Annotated in this window: 18 protein-coding genes; 3 read left to right on the top strand and 15 right to left on the bottom strand. The window is 52.7% G+C overall.

Annotated elements, in window-relative coordinates:
- Position 1: 1 nt before the first annotated feature.
- From IEY53_RS09405 to IEY53_RS09435, 7 genes are all read right to left on the bottom strand, one after another.
- The gene (locus IEY53_RS09405; protein WP_189024210.1) at positions 2 to 565 is read right to left on the bottom strand and encodes a cob(I)yrinic acid a,c-diamide adenosyltransferase; all 564 of its coding nucleotides are present in this window, start codon (positions 563 to 565) and stop codon (positions 2 to 4) included.
- A gap of 11 nt (positions 566 to 576) precedes the next feature.
- Entirely contained in the window at positions 577 to 1,134 is a 558-nt protein-coding gene (locus tag IEY53_RS09410; RefSeq protein WP_189024212.1) for a type 2 periplasmic-binding domain-containing protein, read from the bottom strand.
- Positions 1,135 to 1,270: 136 nt separating this feature from the next.
- Positions 1,271 to 1,465, bottom strand: a complete 195-nt coding sequence (locus IEY53_RS09415; protein WP_229696065.1) for an aspartyl-phosphate phosphatase Spo0E family protein — start codon at positions 1,463 to 1,465, stop codon at positions 1,271 to 1,273.
- A gap of 245 nt (positions 1,466 to 1,710) precedes the next feature.
- Positions 1,711 to 2,931 carry an aminotransferase class I/II-fold pyridoxal phosphate-dependent enzyme gene (locus IEY53_RS09420; RefSeq protein ID WP_189024216.1) on the bottom strand — a complete coding sequence of 407 codons (1,221 nt, stop codon included), beginning with the start codon at positions 2,929 to 2,931 and terminating at the stop codon, positions 1,711 to 1,713.
- Positions 2,932 to 2,945: 14 nt separating this feature from the next.
- A complete protein-coding gene (locus tag IEY53_RS09425) occupies positions 2,946 to 3,446 on the bottom strand; it encodes an Lrp/AsnC family transcriptional regulator (RefSeq protein ID WP_189024218.1) in 501 nt (166 codons plus the stop codon).
- Positions 3,447 to 3,649: 203 nt separating this feature from the next.
- Positions 3,650 to 4,036 (bottom strand): spore coat protein, encoded by a 387-nt coding sequence (locus tag IEY53_RS09430; protein ID WP_189024220.1) that lies wholly within the window; start codon positions 4,034 to 4,036, stop codon positions 3,650 to 3,652.
- Between the two features lie 30 nt (positions 4,037 to 4,066).
- Entirely contained in the window at positions 4,067 to 4,300 is a 234-nt protein-coding gene (locus tag IEY53_RS09435; protein ID WP_189024222.1) for a hypothetical protein, read from the bottom strand.
- Between the two features lie 176 nt (positions 4,301 to 4,476).
- Here IEY53_RS09435 and IEY53_RS09440 point away from each other — a divergent pair, with 176 nt between their 5' ends.
- Positions 4,477 to 5,733 carry an NAD(P)/FAD-dependent oxidoreductase gene (locus IEY53_RS09440; RefSeq protein ID WP_189024223.1) on the top strand — a complete coding sequence of 419 codons (1,257 nt, stop codon included), beginning with the start codon at positions 4,477 to 4,479 and terminating at the stop codon, positions 5,731 to 5,733.
- 178 nt (positions 5,734 to 5,911) lie between these two features.
- On the opposite strand, the gene IEY53_RS09445 is transcribed toward IEY53_RS09440, so the two are convergent.
- From IEY53_RS09445 to IEY53_RS09470, 6 genes are all read right to left on the bottom strand, one after another.
- Complete coding sequence (locus IEY53_RS09445) at positions 5,912 to 6,631, bottom strand: response regulator (RefSeq protein ID WP_189024225.1); 720 nt, start codon at positions 6,629 to 6,631, stop codon at positions 5,912 to 5,914.
- On the bottom strand, positions 6,628 to 8,235 hold the full coding sequence (gene dcuS / locus IEY53_RS09450) for a DcuS/MalK family sensor histidine kinase (RefSeq protein ID WP_189024227.1): 1,608 nt from the start codon (positions 8,233 to 8,235) through the stop codon (positions 6,628 to 6,630). Before dcuS ends, IEY53_RS09445 begins: the two co-directional genes overlap by 4 nt.
- Positions 8,236 to 8,272: 37 nt before the next feature.
- Entirely contained in the window at positions 8,273 to 9,463 is a 1,191-nt protein-coding gene (locus IEY53_RS09455) for an MFS transporter (RefSeq protein ID WP_189024229.1), read from the bottom strand.
- A gap of 70 nt (positions 9,464 to 9,533) precedes the next feature.
- A complete protein-coding gene (locus IEY53_RS09460) occupies positions 9,534 to 10,073 on the bottom strand; it encodes a hypothetical protein (protein WP_189024231.1) in 540 nt (179 codons plus the stop codon).
- Between the two features lie 121 nt (positions 10,074 to 10,194).
- On the bottom strand, positions 10,195 to 10,614 hold the full coding sequence (locus tag IEY53_RS09465; RefSeq protein ID WP_189024233.1) for a DUF350 domain-containing protein: 420 nt from the start codon (positions 10,612 to 10,614) through the stop codon (positions 10,195 to 10,197).
- Between the two features lie 29 nt (positions 10,615 to 10,643).
- Positions 10,644 to 13,010 carry an endonuclease MutS2 gene (locus IEY53_RS09470; protein ID WP_189024235.1) on the bottom strand — a complete coding sequence of 789 codons (2,367 nt, stop codon included), beginning with the start codon at positions 13,008 to 13,010 and terminating at the stop codon, positions 10,644 to 10,646.
- A 153-nt stretch (positions 13,011 to 13,163) separates the two neighbouring features.
- On the opposite strand from IEY53_RS09470, the gene IEY53_RS09475 reads away from it, so the two are divergent.
- Positions 13,164 to 13,511, top strand: coding sequence for a phage holin family protein (locus IEY53_RS09475; protein WP_189024237.1), 348 nt, complete (start codon positions 13,164 to 13,166; stop codon positions 13,509 to 13,511).
- 527 nt (positions 13,512 to 14,038) lie between these two features.
- Here IEY53_RS09475 and IEY53_RS09480 read toward each other — a convergent pair.
- The gene (locus IEY53_RS09480) at positions 14,039 to 15,058 is read right to left on the bottom strand and encodes a GGDEF domain-containing protein (protein ID WP_189024239.1); all 1,020 of its coding nucleotides are present in this window, start codon (positions 15,056 to 15,058) and stop codon (positions 14,039 to 14,041) included.
- Positions 15,059 to 15,414: 356 nt separating this feature from the next.
- Between IEY53_RS09480 and IEY53_RS09485 the strand changes: the two genes are divergently transcribed.
- On the top strand, positions 15,415 to 15,801 hold the full coding sequence (locus IEY53_RS09485) for a cupredoxin domain-containing protein (RefSeq protein ID WP_189024241.1): 387 nt from the start codon (positions 15,415 to 15,417) through the stop codon (positions 15,799 to 15,801).
- Positions 15,802 to 15,888: 87 nt separating this feature from the next.
- On the opposite strand, the gene IEY53_RS09490 is transcribed toward IEY53_RS09485, so the two are convergent.
- Positions 15,889 to 17,946: a cell division protein ZapA gene (locus tag IEY53_RS09490; RefSeq protein WP_189024243.1), complete on the bottom strand. Its 2,058-nt coding sequence runs from the start codon at positions 17,944 to 17,946 to the stop codon at positions 15,889 to 15,891.
- Positions 17,947 to 18,086: the final 140 nt, after the last annotated feature.

Here is an 18,086-nt window from a genome sequence, read left to right on the forward strand (position 1 = left end):
ATTAGTTGCGGAACACCTTTTTGCTGCGCACATATTCGACGTCGGCAATCCCTGCCCTTGTATTAGCCGTGCGGGCCAAAGCGAAGAAATAATCGGACAGACGGTTCAGGTAGATGACCGCTTCCGGATTAATATCTGCACTACGTCCCAATGTAACTGCACGCCGCTCGGCACGCCGGCAGACCGTACGGCACACATGAAGCACAGCGGACAACGGACTGCCTCCGGGCAGAATAAAACGCTCCAGGGCTGGATTCTCTGCCTGCAGGCTGTCAATCCAGCCCTCCAGCCGTACGGTCATCTCAGGCTTCACTTGATATTGGCCTTCGCCAAGCTTGACATACGCCAGGTCAGACCCGCAGTCAAACAGCTCATGCTGAATTTCCAGCAGCTGCTCCCGGACGTCGGCAAAAACCTCTTCCTCCATCAGGCTGTGCGCCTGTCCTACAAAACAGTTCAGCTCATCTATAGTTCCGTAAGCCTCCACGCGGACGTCATCCTTGCCCACCCGGCCGCCGATGACTGAAGTCTCGCCCTTATCTCCCGTACGTGTGTAAATAGCCATTCCCGTTCCTCCTATTCCATCATGGACTGAATCGCTTTAACGCTTTGGTCTATGCTGTCTGAGGATACGGCGAGCGTCAGGAACACATCTTCAGGTGCAAACCCGGCATCCTGGAACATTTTGAGCTTGGATAAAGGGATCGCATACAGATGTTTCTCCTGCACCAACTCTTCCTCTTCACCCTTCAGTACACCGCCTTCAAAGACGCCTTCCGGATAATCATCCGGGTTAAAATAGTCATCCAGCGGCAGATTGGCGCCGTTTTTCCCATAACTCAGCACATCATCCTTGGACAAAATAATAATATCGTTCATGGCCGCCGCATATTCAACCATCAGCTTCTGGATATTATACATAGGAGTTGTATTAAACTCCACCTTGGTTTCCTCGCCCAGCTTGTCCGCAAGCTGCCCCTCTATCTTGTCGACAGTGCTGGTATCCGGATTAATCCCGTTTACCATCATAAAAACCGTAACCGTATTCTTGCTGTCTCCCCCGCCGCAGCCTGCAATCAGTGCCATTAACACCAGCAGTACCACGATAGAACTTCCCTTCCGCTTTGCTCTCAACGTCTCTTCCCCCTCAATCCTTGAAATCACATATTAATAGTTTAAGCTTTCTAATGTGAAGAAGGCAAATAAAGTGACGAATGCCGTCTCTCCACGACAAAAAGGGGGCAAAATGCCCCCCTGCTGCCACCCTCAGTCAGTTCTTGCGTTTACGCCATTTCATATATTCATTGATCTTCAGGTCCAGCAAGCCGCTGATCGCGATAACATTCTCCGAGGTAAAGGAGTTCTCCTGATCAAAAAGCTGCTCCATCCTGCTGCGGAGTATCCGGATTTCATCCTCCAAATAACTTTCATATTCAAAAATCTCACCCTTACAGGGCCGTTCCACGCTTCCCGAGAGGCATTCTCCGCCATAGGAAGGTAAGTAATAATCTGCGCTAAGCACAATCATCCCTCCTAACTGTTTTGTCAGCATCCGCTTCATTAAATCAGCTTCGCACAAAACAAAACTGGCTTCGTAAGCTCTGCCCTAAAGTACCATTCAACCTCAATTCAAGCTATAAAAAGGGGATTATTCCTCTCGAAGTAAAATAATACCATAGGATTACAGGTTTCGCTATAGTTCCTTTTTCGTTATTCTGTTCTTTCTTGCTCCAGCTGTCTTACAAAAACGCCAATCCGCTCCACGGCTTCATTCAGTTGAGCGACCGAGGTCGCATACGAGCAGCGCAGATAACCTTCGCCTCCGAGACCGAATACACTGCCCGGAACCGCAGCCACTTTGTATTCACGCAGCAGACGCTGGGCGAACTCGTCCGAGCTGAGGCCCGTATGACGAATGCTCGGGAACGCATAAAATGCCCCCTGAGGCTCGTGGCATTCAAGTCCGGCATCGCGCAGGCCCTTGACAATCAGGCGCCGCCGTTGATTGTAGGAGTCCACCATGCGGTCTTTCTCCTCCATGCCGTTCGTCAGAGCCTCCAGTGCGGCAACCTGCCCCATGGATGGAGCACACATCACGGTATACTGATGAATCTTCAGCATCGCCGAGATCAGATCGGAATGGCCGCAGGCGTATCCCATCCGCCATCCGGTCATAGCAAAGGCTTTGGAGAAGCCGCTGACCAGAATGGTCCGGTCAAACATACCTGGCAGTGAGGCAAAGCTGACATGATTGCTGCCATAAGTCAGCTCCGCATAGATCTCATCGGAAATAACAATAAGATCGTGTTTCTCGACCACCTTGGCGATAGGCTCCCAATCCTCCCGGCTCATTATGGCACCGGTGGGGTTGCTTGGATAACACAGAATCAGAATTTTGGACCGGGGCGTAATTTTGGCCTCCAGGCCTTCCGCCGTAAGCTTGAAGTTGTTCTCCCCGAACGTCTCTATGCCGACGGGAATCCCCCCTCCAATCGCTGTAATGGGCGAGTAGGAAATATAGCAGGGCTCGGGAATAAGGATCTCGTCTCCCGGGGAGATCAAGGCACGCAAGGCCAGATCAATGGCTTCACTGCCTCCCACCGTTGCGATAATCTGATTCTCGGGATTGTATTCGACGGCAAAGCGGGTCTGCAAATATTTAGCAATGCCTTCGCGGAGCTCCGGCATACCCGCGTTGGAGGTATACCCGGTAAACCCCCGCTCCAGCGAATAGACGCAGGCCTCTCTGACATGCCATGGCGTCTTGAAGTCCGGCTCCCCGACTCCAAGGGAAATAATATCCTTGCTGCCCGCAGCCAAATCAAAAAACTTGCGGATTCCGGAAGGCTGTATCTGCTGCACCAGCGGGGCCAAATAAGAGCTCATGGAGTTGCTGCCGGCACCGCTTTGTTGTGTTTTATTCGTAATCATATGGCTTACTTCCTTTACGGAGAGATCATCAGACGGTTGTCTTCCTCATGCTCCTCGAAGATGATCCCGTCCTGTTTGTATTTTTTGAGCGTGAAATTGGTTTTGGTGGAAAGTACAGCGTCGATAGGAGACAGCTTCTCCGAGACAAAATTGGCAACTTCCCGCAGGTTGCGTCCTTCCACTTCTACCAGAAGATCATAAGCGCCGGACATCAGGTAGACCGATTTCACTTGCGGGTATAAATAGATCCGTTCGGCAATGCCTTCGAAGCCGCGGCCGCGTTCAGGCGTAATCTGTACTTCGATCAGTGCGGTTACCCGCTCGTCATCCACCTTATCCCAATTGACCACAGTCGCATATTTGACAATCACATGCTCTTTCTCCATTTGCTCAATCGCCGTCTTCACATCAGCTTCGTCCGCTCCAAGAAGCGTAGCCAGCAGTGCCGTTGAACGTCTCGCGTCTTCCTTGAGCAGTTCCAGCACTTTCCTCTTTAATTCGTTCATTTCCTTCATGCCTTCCCTCCGGGATAGTTCGCATGTGACTTAATTACAGTAAAGCGCCGCATACGAAAAGAGTTTAATACTAATATGACATGAAAACAGCATCTCTGCAAACAAAATAACCCCCTGAAATTCGCCAGCCAGCCCCGGGAAGGGCAACGCTGATGTTTCAGGGGGTGTAGCAGACAGCCGTGCTTCGGATGTCCGCTGCAAGGTTACATAAAGTAAGAGTTGTTCGTGCCCGCTTGCTGTGACTGGTTGTTTTGGATTCCGGCAAACCCTGCAGCCTGGCCCGTTTTTTGCTGAATGAACTGCTGGCACTTTTGCTGGGTTTGTTGTGCAGCTTGAATTTGCTTATCCACATCCTGGCGCAATGCCTTGGACGGCGGGGTGTACATATTCAGCTCGCCCATTTGAGCATAAAGCTCTCCCTGAAGACGTAAAGTATCCATCGTCAGGTCATTGAATACACGGCGGACAGCAGGACATGCCGATTCCGTCGCTGCTGTTGTATATTCACGCACCGTCCGCTTCAGGTCGGCCAAAATCACATTCAACAAATCCTCATCCGGCATAAACGCCGATCCGTTTTGTCCGTTCATGAAATAACCTCCTTTAGAATGGGAATGCCTTTATTGCGGTGCCGTGGGCGCATATTGCTGATGCTGCTGGAGCAGATCTGCCAGTTTCCCCATATATTCCGTATGGCTTTGAAGATGCTGCATGCACAGCTGGCGTACTGAATTATTTTGGGTCGTGGCTGCTGTGGCGGCAAACTGCTTAATCAACATATCCTCATTGGAGATGGAGTCAGAAATATATTCCAGTTCTTTACCGCTGAGCGCCTGCATTTGCGTAGATTGCATGTCTTGGAATCCCTCCTTCTAAATAATTCAAGCAGTTTCTAGTATGCCGCGTTGGCCATTTGTTTATGTGCAAAAAAGCGCAAAGGTAGTCCTGAAATACGCCGCAGCACTAGAGCATGAGTTAAATTCTTGACGCTAATACTACTATCTGAAACCCGTAAAGGAGCGATCTTCTGATGAATTTGAATAGCGGAAACACCCCATGGCAAAAGACCTTGGAGCCAGTACCATCCTATCCTTTGTTGGAAGGCGATATCCGCTGCGATTGCCTGATCGTAGGCGGGGGCACGAGCGGGGCCATGACCGCATACCGTTTGTCGGCAAGCGGTGCGGATGTGGTGGTGATTGACAAACGGACCCTCGGCGGCGGAAGCTCCCAGGCCAACACCGGATTGCTCCAGGTTTCAAATGACAAGCCGCTGACGTCATGTATTCATACATTTGGTGAAGCGCAGGGTGTGCTGTTCTATAAGCTGTGCCAGGCTAGTGTGCGCAACATTCTTAAGCTGCAGGATAAGCTGGATATAGATCCGCGGATTCATCCCTGCAGCAGCTTGCTATATGCAAGTACAGCAGAGGATATCCCGCTGCTGCGGCAGGAACACGAGACGCTCCTAGCGCATAATTTTGATTCTGAATTCTGGGAGAGGGACCGGATTTCTTCCGTATATTCTTTTTCCAAAGCTGCCGGTCTTTATTCCCGGGGGGATGCAGTAACCAATCCGCTGCGGCTTTTGCACGGCTTGATGGCTAAAGCTGCGTCCCAGGGTGTTCGTGTCTATGAGCATACGGAAGCCAAGCATTACGAATTCAAGGATGACGGGGTGATCTGTTATACGGGGAACGGGCGGATTTTTGCCAAAAAGGTGATCTTTGCCATGGGGTATGAGACACAGGAGATGAAGAAAGACAAGGGTGCCCTATTAGTTAACACCTATGCGATTATGACACGTCCGCTTCCGGAGCTTCCCAAGTGGCATGAGCGGAGTCTCGTCTGGGAGACGGCACGCCCTTATCTCTATTTCCGGATCACGCCGGATCTCCGCATTATTGCAGGCGGCAGGGACGAACCGCTGACCGATCCCGAACGCCGTGAGAAGCGAATTCTCACGCAGGGACAACGATTGCTGGAGGATCTGCAGGCTCTGTTTCCCGAGATTCAGGACCCGGAGATTGAATTCGCCTGGGGCTCCGTATTCGGTACGACCCATGACGGCCTTCCGTATATTGGCGCTCATCCCCGGTTTCCTCATTGCTATTTCATAGAAGGATATGGCGGCAACGGCACCGTGTACAGCATGATTGCTGCCGAACTGCTCTCCGATACACTGACCGGCAAACACCGGGCTGAGCTGGATCTGTTCTCGATCACCCGCTCCAGCAAGCCTTCACCGCCTGCAGACCCCTATGGAGATATTACGGCTACGATATAGCTGTCTATGAATGAGTTAACCTGCCCATTTAAAAACCGTAAAAAGACAGCAGAGCAGCGATTCTCCTCTCTACTTGAGAATCGCTGCTCTGCTGTCTTTGATTATTGGCTGCTTGCTGTAACAGATGATATAGGGAATGTCCCAAACAGTCATTTTATGACTTATGGGATACCTCTTCTTATAAGTACCGGGAGATCAATTCATGACCCTCAGGAGTCACAGTATACATATACACCGGTCTGCCGACCGCACCGTAGCTGATCTCCATGGACAGCACACCCCTTTCGGTTAAAAAAGCCAAATATTTGCGCACGGAGATCCGTGAAATTGGCGCTCCCGCTGTAATATCCTCGGTCGAGAAGGCTGCGGTGGACAAGGTTCCAATAATGCCCCAGATGCTGGCGAGGGTGCCTTCGCTCAGACCTTTGGGCAAATTTGCGCCAGGTTTCACCGTCTGCTCGCTGCGGTGACGGACCAGCTTGTCCAGCTGCTCCTGGCAGAGATGCTCTCCGCCGCGTTTCATCAAAGAATAATCCTTCCGGTAGGCCATCAGCGCGGACTGGAAGCGGGCGAATTCAAACGGTTTAATGAGGTAATCTACGGCGCCATATTGCAGAGCTTTGCGGATGCTGACGTTGTCACTGGCCGCCGAGATTACAATAACATCTGCCGTACTTCCCTGCTCACGCAGCTGCACAAGCAGCTGCAGCCCGCTTTGTCCGGGCATGAACACATCCAGCAAAATAAGATCCACCGCCTGCTGTTCCAGCAACTGCAACGCTTCCTCCCCTGAAGCAGCCCAGCCCACACACTGAAAACCTTCCATCTGTTCGAGATAATGCCGGTTGAATTTGGCCACCATGGGGTCATCCTCGACAATGAGCACTTGAATGGTCATTCGTTCTCCTCACCCTTTATCTTGTACGGCACATCCACTGCAAAGGTTGCCCCCGGCTCACCGCCGCTGTGCAGCAGCAGACTTCCGTTCAGTTTTTCCACACTCCGCCTGACAAGGTGCAGACCCAGCCCCCGGTTATCCCCTTTGGTGGAGAAGCCCTGGACATAGATCTCTTCCCGGAGGAACTCCTCAATGCCCGGCCCCGTGTCCTCCACAGTGCAGATCATCCGGCCCTGATCGTAGCGAAAAGCCAAAAGGATCTCCTTGTCCTCCACGCCCTCAAGCGCGTCCATGGCATTGTCCAGCAGATTGCCGACAATCGTAATCAGCTCATGGATGATCTCCGGACCTTCCGATTCGGGAAGATAACTGTCCGCCGCCAGCATCAGATTGATTCCGGCTTCACGCGCCCGGCTTAATTTGCCCAGCAAAAACCCCGCCATCACCGGGTCTTTGATCTGTTTGGTAATCGACCCGATCTCATTCTGGTAATTACGGACCGTCCCCGAGATATATTGCTGCAGCTCATCATACAGCCCCATATGGGTCATGCCCATAATGACATGCAGCTTGTTCATGAACTCATGCGCTCCCGCCCGCAAGGCATCGGCATAGACAGATATCCCGGACAGGCGTTCTGCCAGATGGGCAATCTCCGTCTTGTCCCGAAAAGTAACAACGGCTCCGGCAATCGCCCCATTGACCCGTATCGGCAGGCTGTTGGCCAGCAGCGTTGTGCCATTCAGATCAATTTCCTCATCAAACTTGGCGTCCCCTGAATTCAAGACCGTCTCCAGGCGAAGTGCCGGCAAATAGTCTCCAATCGGCTGATTCAACGCTCCGCCTGAAATGCCCGCTGCTTTCAGCAGACGTTCCGCCTCCAGATTCATCAGTGTGATTCTCGCCTCGTGATTAATCGCTATAATCCCTTCACGGATAGATTGCAGCATGGCGCTTCGCTCCTCCAGCAGAGTCGAAATCTCCACCGGCTCCATCCAGAACATCATCTTCTTGATCTTCCGGGCCAGCACGATTGCACCTGCTGCACCCAGCAATGCACCTGACAGCAGAATGGCAATAATGGTCCATTGATTCTGCCGGATGATTCCTTTAACCTTGTCCAGGGACAAGCCCACAACCACGATCCCCACCTGCTGGCCTTTCCCGTTGTACACCGGCACAAAAGCCCGTAAGGACTTGCCGAGCGTACCTTCTCCCTCCGAGATGCTCTCTTCTCCGCTTAAGGCCAGCTTCTGCCCCCCTCCGACAAAGGGTTGTCCGACCCGCGAGGCATCGGGATGGGAATAGCGGATACTGTTCATATCAAGCACAACCACAAACATGATATCGTTGCGGCGGGTGATCTTGACCGTATAAGCCTGGATCTCTTTGCTGCGCCCTTCGTCAAGCCCTTCCGATATCAAAGGCATCAGGGCCAGCGTCCGCGCAATCGTCAGCGCTTTGTCTTGAAGCGACTCCCGGGTCTGCGGAATGATCCGGTTGCTGAAAATAATATATAACACCAAAAGCACCAAGGCCACCACAGCGCACACCATAAAGGTAATAGTGGTCCGAAGGCCGTAACTCCGTTTTCTTTTAAACAATCATGCCACTCCCATGCCGGACTCTTGATAAAGAACACTAATGAGGCAGCCGGCGGCGCAGAATCAGCCAGCTGCCCAGCGGGGCCAGTCCCAATCCCAGCATAAGCAGAGTAATCACCCGCGGACTGCTGTTCACAGTCAGCACGGCGATAAATACGAACATGCCGAGCAGCCGGCCGGCCATTAGACTTAGCTCCCGCAGGACGACGAGCTCAGTTCTTTTGCCGGCACTGTCTGAAGATTCACCCATTAGATCAAAGCTGGTAGAGACCATCGGCAGCATGTAAAGCGGGATGAACAGCGAGGTCCCCATTCCCATAATCAGCAGCGTCACGAAGTTCACCTTCCACAGCAGTGGAGTGATGACCGCTACCAGCAGTATTCCGCCCAACAGCATCCCTTTGGAGCGGAATTCCGGCTTGAACCATTTCCCTGCCGCCCAGTAGCTGATCAAGGACACCGCTGAGGTAATCAGTGTATATTGACCCAGCTTGCTCTCCTCCTTGGCCGCAATATAGACCAGCAGCCCAATCAAAAAAGAGAACACCCCTTCCCTGAGTCCCTGAAACAGCAATGCCGCAGCCACCCCCCGCCAGCGGCTGTCCGGACGCCTGAGTGCTCTCCAGGGCTCAAGCCACTCATAGGCTCCTTCAGTCTTGCGCTTGCGCAGAAAAAAGCTTAAGACTGCGGTAAGGGCGAATATACAAAGCGACAAAATAAACACAATCCGGTAGCCGCGTTCCCCCTTTAGCGTCGAGATCAAATAACCCGACAGCCAGGGAGCGACAATACCAGTAAAAGCACCGAGCAGCCCGATCCAGCCATTCCAGAAGTCCCGGTTCCGGGCATCGGTAATCTCGAAATACACGATATTGAACGCCAGCCAGAAAAGGCCGCCCGCTACTCCCAGCAGCAAGCCAAGCGGCCATATATAACGAACGGTATCTCCCCCAAGGAACAGGATAAGCAAGTAAAAAAGGCCCGAAACTGCTATTCCGAGCCGCAAGGCATTCATTTTGTTGTGCTCCTTCACCCATTTCCCTGCCAGCCAGAAGCTAAGGCCCAGTGCCAGCTGCTGGGCAATCGAAAACCAGCCGATCATGGCATAATCCTGGCGGCTTTTCCATAGGTATACGTTCAAAAAGGTGCCGGACAATGCATTCGCCAGCAGGAATAACCCGTTCACTGCCAGCAGCAATGCAGCCTGACGTTGTGTTGAGACCTTCATGGTCAACCCTCCCGAAATTGTGGACATGTTCCCTTAACATGCCCCAATTCGGGAGGAATCAACAACCGTCTTAGGAACGCCCGGTGCTTAAATTACGCACCAGTTGAATCCTGTCTTCCTGCGCCAGACTCTGCTGCACATGGAAGCATGAAGGACATACATATACCTGCATTGAGAAAGGCGCCTTCAGCACAGGCCCGCCCAAAGCAGGTGGAGCCGAAGGCTCAAAGCTGTCCACCTTCTGTGTGCCGGCCAGCAGCAGCAGCTCATGGCACTGCGGGCATTCAGGAGCTTCCTCCTGAGCCGCCAGAATTGCCGCGGTGTTGCTCTCATACATGGTCAGATCATACTCATCCCTGAACTGATCCAGCGTGTTGAAGATAGGGACAACACTATCCTTATCGCTGTCTCCCCACAAATCCTCATCCGTTGCCGGCTCTGCGTCTTCATCCTCCTTGACTTCAAGCTCGTCCTCCAGATCGTCCCGGCTGATGTTGACCGTACGGTATCCGCTAAGCTCGTTATTGCAGTGAGGGCAATACTCTTCCGGCCCGAACTCTTCGTCCCACACGATTTCGGTGTGGCACCATGGGCATACGGTTGTTTCCATCTTTATAATCTCCTTCGCACTTCTCATAAATTTAGTTCAACATTAAATAAATAATTCCCGCTGCTATAAAAGCGATGGCGGCCACAAACAGGACCCGGGTCAGAATCTTCATAAGCTCCTCCTAGAAAATAGCAGCGCCGATCACATAAGACAGCGACACCGAGATAATCATGGCTATCAATCCAACAGCGCGGTTATCCGCAGCCATCTCATCGTCAATCGAAAACACCGGAGTCAGAAATTCAAACAGGAAATACGCCACAAGCAGCAGTATGAACCCTGTTACGGACCATTTCATGGTCTCATAAATGGACGCTCCTGCCTCCATACTGAAACGGAGGATATTGCAGATGCCAAAAATTTTGCCGCCAGTCGCCATGGCAACTGCCAAATTCCCCTTGCGGATCTCTTCCCAGCAGTTATATTTGGTCACCATTTCAAAAATAGACAGGAATACCACCAGCCCCAGTATGGCTACCGTAAAATAGCCCAGCAGCGCGCCTAGCGGATGACCCAGCAACACATCAATACTGTCCTGCATGTTCCCCCCTCTTTCCGCCGGCCTCATCGTTATTGAAGTTCAGCTACGGTCACTCCCGCGCCTCCTTCATTGTAGTTCCCCAGCCGGTAGCTTTTGACATGTCTGTGCTTGCGCAAATACTCCTGGACACCTGTACGCAGCACGCCTGTCCCCTTGCCGTGAATAATCGCGATTTGCCCCAAATTGCCCAAAAACGCCTCGTCGATAAAACGGTCTACTTCCATCAAAGCTTCTTCCAGATTGGCACCGCGCAAATCCAGCTCGCTGCGGATATGCTCATCCCGGGTCCGCTTGACGGTAGTCGCATGCCGTAGTGCCTGTGGGGCAGCGGCCTTCGCGGCGGACAGCAGCTCCAGATCATCCAGCCTCACCTTCATCTTCATAATGCCCAGCTGGACGAGCGCCTCTTTGGCTCCGCTCAGCTCCACGACCTGGCCTTTTTGGTTCAGGCTATGGACCTTCACTTCATCTCCGGCCTGAATCTGCCGCGGTGCTTTGACTGCACTGCGCACCGCCGCCTTCTTGCGCGGGGCCGGCTCTGCTTCATCCAGCCTGCGCCGGGCCTCGATCAGCTTGTGCTCCTTGACGGAAGCTCCTTCCTCCAGCGCCAGACGGCGCAAATCACTGATGATGGTCTCGGCTTCCTTGCGTGCCTTGTCCAGGATGGCTAAAGCCTCCAGCTCGGCTTTCTCAAGCCGCTTGTCACGCTGGCTCTCCAGCTTCTCCAGCTCCTGCTGCTGTCTGGTCCGCAGGGCTTCGGCTTCGCGGCGGATATTCTGCGCCCGTTCGTGCTCATTCTCCGCTCCCAGCCGGTTCTCTTCCAGTGAAGCGATCATGTGCTCAACGCGCAGGTCTTCCTCTTTGACTTCACCGCGGGCATGCTCCAGAATCGCGCCTGGCAGCCCGAGCCGTTCCGCAATGGCAAATGCGTTGCTTCGTCCCGGAACGCCAATCAGCAGGCGGTAGGTCGGGCTGAGTGTCTGGACATCAAATTCCATACTGGCGTTGATTACGCCTTTGCGCTCATAGGCGTAAGCCTTCAGCTCGCTGTAGTGGGTTGTAGCCACCATCCGGCACTCGGTACGGTGGATATGCTCCAGAATGGCTATAGCCAGCGCAGAGCCTTCAGCAGGGTCGGTCCCTGCTCCCACTTCATCGAGCAGAATGAGGCTTTTTGGCGTCATCCGCCGCAGGATGGAAATAATATTGGTCATATGGCTAGAAAAGGTACTGAGACTTTGCTCAATACTTTGTTCATCGCCAATATCCGCATAAATAGCATCAAATACACACATTTGACTGCCTTCTTCAGCCGGAATAAACAGCCCTGACATCGACATCAGGCTTAAGAGGCCGATCGTCTTCAGGGTGACTGTCTTCCCCCCTGTATTCGGGCCTGTAACGATGATTGAGCTGTACTGGTTGCCCAGCTCCACATCGAGCGGTACGACATGCTCTGCTGATATCAGCGGATGCCGTCCTTTGCGGAGCTTCAGGTATCCCCGGTCATTCATCCGCGGCTGGGTGGCCTTCATATCGCGGGCCAGACGGGCTTTGGCAAAAATAAAATCAAGTCCGCCCAGGATATCGACATCATAGGCCATCTCTTCGGCAATGTCGCCCACAAGCGCGGTCAGCCGGTGCAGGATGATCTCGATTTCGCGTTCTTCGCGCAGTCGTGTCTCGCGCAGCTTGTTATTCATCGCCACAATGGATTCGGGTTCGATGAACAACGTCGCCCCCGATCCGGACTGATCATGCACAATTCCGCCAAAATGGGCCCGATATTCCGCTTTTACCGGAATAACAAACCGGTCTCCGCGAATCGTCACCAGCTGATCCTGAAGCATCTTGGCTACCGACGAAGAACGGATCATGGAGTCCAGCTTCTCGCGGATCCGGGTTTCACCGCCCCGCAGCTCGCGGCGGATAGTGGCCAGTTCGCTGCTCGCCGTGTCCAGCACATCGCCATTCTCGTCAATACAGAGGCGAATAGCGTCTTCAATGTGTTTCTGCTCCGACAGCAGATCACTCTGGGCGAACAGCAGTTCAATCTTCTCATCCTCATGCATGGCCGCCAGGAAACGCTTGACTCTGCGCGCTCCGCCGATCGTCGCAGCCACCGAGAACAGCTCGCTTGGCCCCAGCATCCCGCCGATGGAGGCCCGTTTCAGCGCAGGGCGGATATCGCTTACTCCACCAAAGGAAGGAATTCCTTTGAGCCGGTCCACGTTGGCCGCTTCATCCGTGGCCTGCAGCAGCCGCTTAACGCCTTCGAAATCAGCGGAGGGCTTTAATTGCTCCGCTTCCAGACGTCCCATCGGAGTTTGCGTATATTGCATTAATTTATTTAAAATCTTACGATATTCAAGCGTATGCAAAATTTTGTCGTCCAATTACTGTCACTGCTCCCTTCATAGATGATTCCATTATACCGAATAAAGCCCATTTTCGCTATTTGGGTCTCACCCTTCAAGCATAACCCCTTCTGATTCGGGTCATAATAAAAGCGCACATATCCTTAGCTAGGGCCAAAGGAGGTTAGTTCAGTGAATTTGTTGAGCCATATTGTTCGTTTTGTGGTGGCAGCGATAGTCCTGCTTGTCGTCGGCTGGATCGTACCGCAGTTTACGATTGGCGGTTTCTGGAGCGCGCTCATCCTGGCGCTTGTTATCGCCCTGCTGGGCTGGGTTATCGAAGGGATCTTCGGTAAAAAAACCACGCCCTTCGGACGGGGGATCGTCGGGTTCCTGGTTAGTGCCTTGGTGATCTGGATTGCCCAGTTTGTCGTCAGCGGCGTTAGTGTTTCGATCCTTGGCGCACTTCTGGCAGCTTTGGTCATTGGAATTATTGACTTGTTCCTGCCGGTATCCACTCCGTTTGAAGCAGGCAAATAAGCTGCCGGCTTGGATAGCTGCGGAAGCCCAGCCTCTGTAGAACCGAAAGGGGATGTTCCAAAAAGCCATGAATGAAGTGGCTATGGGACATCCCTTTCGCATTGAGGTGAGCGCTCCTGTAGTAGGGTAAAGCTGCGCCTGGTTATTCAGCGGACTCAGCGGACCTTATTTGGGCAAAATATTAGTTTTGTCCATTTGTGCGGACACAGGAGCTCCTATTGCATGATCTGCAGCCCAAAGCGAGGGGCAATGGAACGTTTAGCGGCCCCTGAGTCCGTTTAGGGAATCAAATGAACTTGTTTCGCGAAATAACGATTCCCCTGTCCGTAAGGAATGTTGTGCGAACCCAAAGGGAGACCGACAAAAGCTCGAGGTCTGGAGTGACCAAGGTAAACGGCTGGCTTTCTGCTTATCTATCATCTGCTGAGGCAAACCGAAAGCGGATGGCAAACAAAAAGCAAGGCTTCTTTAATATCGAGGGAAGCCTTGCTCTTTTGAATTGCAGCTATGGAACAGCCCTGTTGCCATCACTCAGCCATACAAGCCAATGGGTTATCCCCGGCAGCTGCTGTAGCATCGACTGCAGTGCATACGGTATTTTTCCCGCCTCTTTTGGCGGAATACAGGGCATCGTCTGTTTTACGGAACAACAGCTCCTTGCCGTCCCCGAGCTGGTAGTTGCACAGACCGATACTCACCGTAATCGGCTTGCCTCCTGCATAAGGATGTTCCATAAGTGAAATGCTGACCCTCATCTCCTCTGCGGCGAGAAAGGACTCCTGTGGGCTGTTATCGGTGAAGATTACCGCAAATTCCTCTCCCCCGTACCTGGCGGCAAAATCGTTCAAACCAATCATTGAGCTGACTTTGGCGGCCACCTCCTTAAGCACCAGATCCCCCACCCAATGCCCGTACGTATCGTTTACCTGTTTGAAATTATCGATATCGAACAGGGCCAGCTGCAATTGCAGGCCGTTGTTCTCGCACTGCTCCAGCAAAGAATCAAGATACTCATGGAATGTTTTATGATTGTAAAGACCCGTCAGCGCATCAATCTTCAGCAGTTTATCCGAAATAGCCCGCTCGACCATCAGCCCCTGCTCCGATTTCGTTACTTGCTCCAAATGATCCCTTACTTCCTGCGAACGGATAATCACAGCATTGGCCATTACCACGAAAACGATAAATACACATTGCACGAGATAAAACTCCAGCCACGGCTTGTTCAGAAGAACCCGTTCCATCCCGATATAAAACCCTGTATAAAACAGGATATTGAAAACGCCCAGGAAGTACAGCATTTTGCGGTCAAAATAAATCAGAGCTACCATAATGGGCATCATCAGCGCCATTTGGGCCCCGTCCACATGAGGTTCCAAGAGGAAATAAATCAAATAAGACATGATAAATCCGCATCCGACCACCGCTTGCTTCTGATAATTCAAGCTGAGGCGGAGCCACAATTCGGCCGTGGAGATGCAGGTGACAATCAGCAGGTTGGAGGCGATAAAGAAAGGGCCCTGCTCAGGTTCCAATGCCGGCGCCATCTTACCGTTCTTGGCGTCCAGCACAAACAACGCCTGGGCAACGAGTATACAAGCGATAAGAATCCAATATCCGTTTATTATTCTGCGGTGCCAAAACCCGGTATTCAGCGTATCGTTGGCAATATTTATCTGGATCCCCTACTTCTAAACGATGTAATATTTAGCACTCATTATAATAAATTTCAAGCTAATTTGCATCATAATTTTGCATTTTTCGACACAATTCGATCTTGCGAACCTGTTCACTAACTTTTCACAAATGGGCAAAGCGCTTTCTTAAAATTTAAGTTATGATGTCTACATAATTGTCACATTTATTTAAATTTCAAAACTTACTATTGTTAAGGGGGATAAAGATGCTCAAGCGATCTGCACTTCTGCTATCCATGGTATGGGTTCTCGTTCTGACCGCCTGCGGAGGCAGCGGCAACACGGCTTCCAGCAATACTAACAAAGTTACTGACAGCGGCATTGAAGCAGAGACCGAACTTGTCATATCAGCCACCAACTACAAATTCGACCAGGAGGAATACCATTTAAAAAAAGGGGTGCCTGTCAAGATTATTTTTGAAAATGAAAGCGGCAACCATGGCATTCTTGTCCCGGAGCTGAACCTCCAGCTCAGCAGCAAAGAATCTTCTGCAGTCATTGTACCGGAAGAAGCCGGCACATTTGAGATGAGCTGCTCCATCATGTGCGGCTCGGGCCACAGCGGCATGATCGCCAAAGTAATTGTAGAATAGCGGATTTCCGCATCCCGGCATTAAAGACAAAAACCGGCCCTGGGCAATTCAATCGCCCGGGGCCGGTTTTTGTCTGTCATCCGTCATTCAACCGTCCTGTTCGATCAGTTGAATCCATTCATTATATTCAATCTGCAGCTTGGCATATTCCGCTTGCAGGCTTCGATGCTGTGCGGACAGCTTGTCCAGCTCACCCTGCTGCATCTCGAACTGCGCTTGCAGCAGGCGAAGCTGTCCCTGGGCCAGCTCGTAATTCTCGCCTACCTCACCAAGCTGCTCCAGTACCGTACTGCGTTCACGGTCGATGGCCTCCCTTTTGGCTTCGGCCTCTGCCGCCTCTTCCTGCCAGATCTCAATCTCCTCCCGCAGCTTGCCTTCCGCTTCGGTCCATTGCTGCTGGCGCTGCACCAGCTCATCATATTTGCGCTTCCAGGAAACCCCATATTCGCGGGCTTCCTTCAAGATATCCTGCTGTTCCGCAGCGGCAGCGGCAGCTTCCCGGCTGGCTTCGGACAGTTCTTCCAGCCGGAAAGCAGCTTCTTCGCTTTGCTCTTCCAGCAAGCGGCAGCGCTCCTGATGCCGTTCTCCCTCCTGCAGCACTTCGTCATATTGGGCGATCAACTCTTCATATCGCCCACGCAAAGCCGCGAGCTCCTGCTTCGCCTGCTCTCCTTGTTCCCGGAGCGATTCGCGCTCGCGTTCCGCCGCTGTGCGAAGTTCGTTCTCCTCATCAAGCTTCTGCACCAAGCCGTCCTCCTGGCTGCGCAGGGATTCGATTTCGCTGTGCAGGGTAACGGATTTCTCTTCCGCTTCCAGCAGATTCATCTCCAGCTCGCCGATATCCTCCATCCGCTTGTCGGCCAGCTCCTGCCAAGTAGCGGCTTCTGCCGTAGCCCGGGCAAGCTCTTCCTGTACACGGCGCAGGCTGTCGCCCGTCTCTTGAAGGGCATTCTTCAGCTCTGCCGCTTCCGTCCGGGATAATTCATACCCCTGGCGCAGCTCTTCCAGCTCCTCATTCAGCAGGGTTCCAAGCTCGCCCGAGGAACGAAGCTCCTCCGCAAGTTGTTCTTCACGGCTCTTGAGCTCTTCATATTGGGCCAGCAGGGCCACACGCGAGTCGCGTTCGTTCTTTAGTCCGGCTTCCGCTGCCCGCAGCTTGGATTGCAGCTGCCCTGTGCTGCCGCGCAGCTCGCCAAGCTGTTTCTCCAGCTCCTGCATATTCTGCTTATGCCGGTGTTCCTGCGTTCCCTGTGATTGGCGCAGCTCCTTATTCTTGGCCTGCTCGCGTTGAAGCGCTTCCCGCTCTGCAGCCAGCTCCTTGCCCAGTGTCGACCGGGTATACTCCAGCTCTTGGCCCAGCGTTGACTTCGTCTCCGCCAGTTCCTTGCCGAGAGCGCAGCGGGTCTCTTCCAGCTCGCTCCCCAGTGATTCCTTCGCCTGTGCAAGCTCCAGCTCCACAGAAGAAAGTGCCTCTGCTTTTTCGCGCGCAAATTGCTCCCGAAGATTCTCCAGCTCCTGCAGATGTGCTTTCTTCAACGCCTCCAGCTGCTCCAGGCGGGCAGCATCGGCAGCAGCCAGCTCCTGACGTGTGCTCTCGCGGCTGGCCGCTTGTTCGGCTTCATAGCTCTGGCGAAGCGCCTGCAGCTCCTGCTCGCGTTGTTTGAGCTCTTCTTCCAGCTTATGGCGGGTCATTGCTGCAGCCTGCTCCGCTTCCTTAAGCTGCTCCAGATGAAGCTCCCGCTCTTGTTCCTGTGTTTCCAAATGCCGCTTCCGTTCTTCTTCGGCGGCAGCGATCAGCCGTGCGGCTTCCTCTTTGGCCGCAGCATCAAGTCGCTCATACTCCTCCTGCCGCTCCCGCTGCACTTCCAGCAGGCGCGACACCTCCACACGCAGTTCAGTCCGTTCTCCTGTTAGCATATTAAGCTCATTCTTGAAGTCCTGAACCTGGATAGCCTGCTCAGCCATATGAACGGCTGTAAGCACCGCGATGCGCGGTGTATCCAGTCTGGAGTGGGATTTAGATATAGCACGCATGTGCTCATCAACATAACGGGCGACTTGCTTCATATATTCAGTGCTGCTTCCAACAAGTTTATAGGAAGTTCCGTATATCTCCACGGCGACACGTGTCCGGTCCATAGCCACAGTTGTGCCCTCCTTTGTATGTGTGCGGATTCTAAGATGGTTGGTTGGTATCTTCTATTGTAGCTTTATTCATAATCATTTGGCAAAAAGCTGCTATGTCTCCAGCTAAAAGCCCGTTCACCGCACCCACCTTGATGGAA

It is taken from the genome of Paenibacillus albidus, assembly GCF_014644435.1.
GTDB lineage: Bacteria > Bacillota > Bacilli > Paenibacillales > Paenibacillaceae > Paenibacillus_AQ > Paenibacillus_AQ albidus.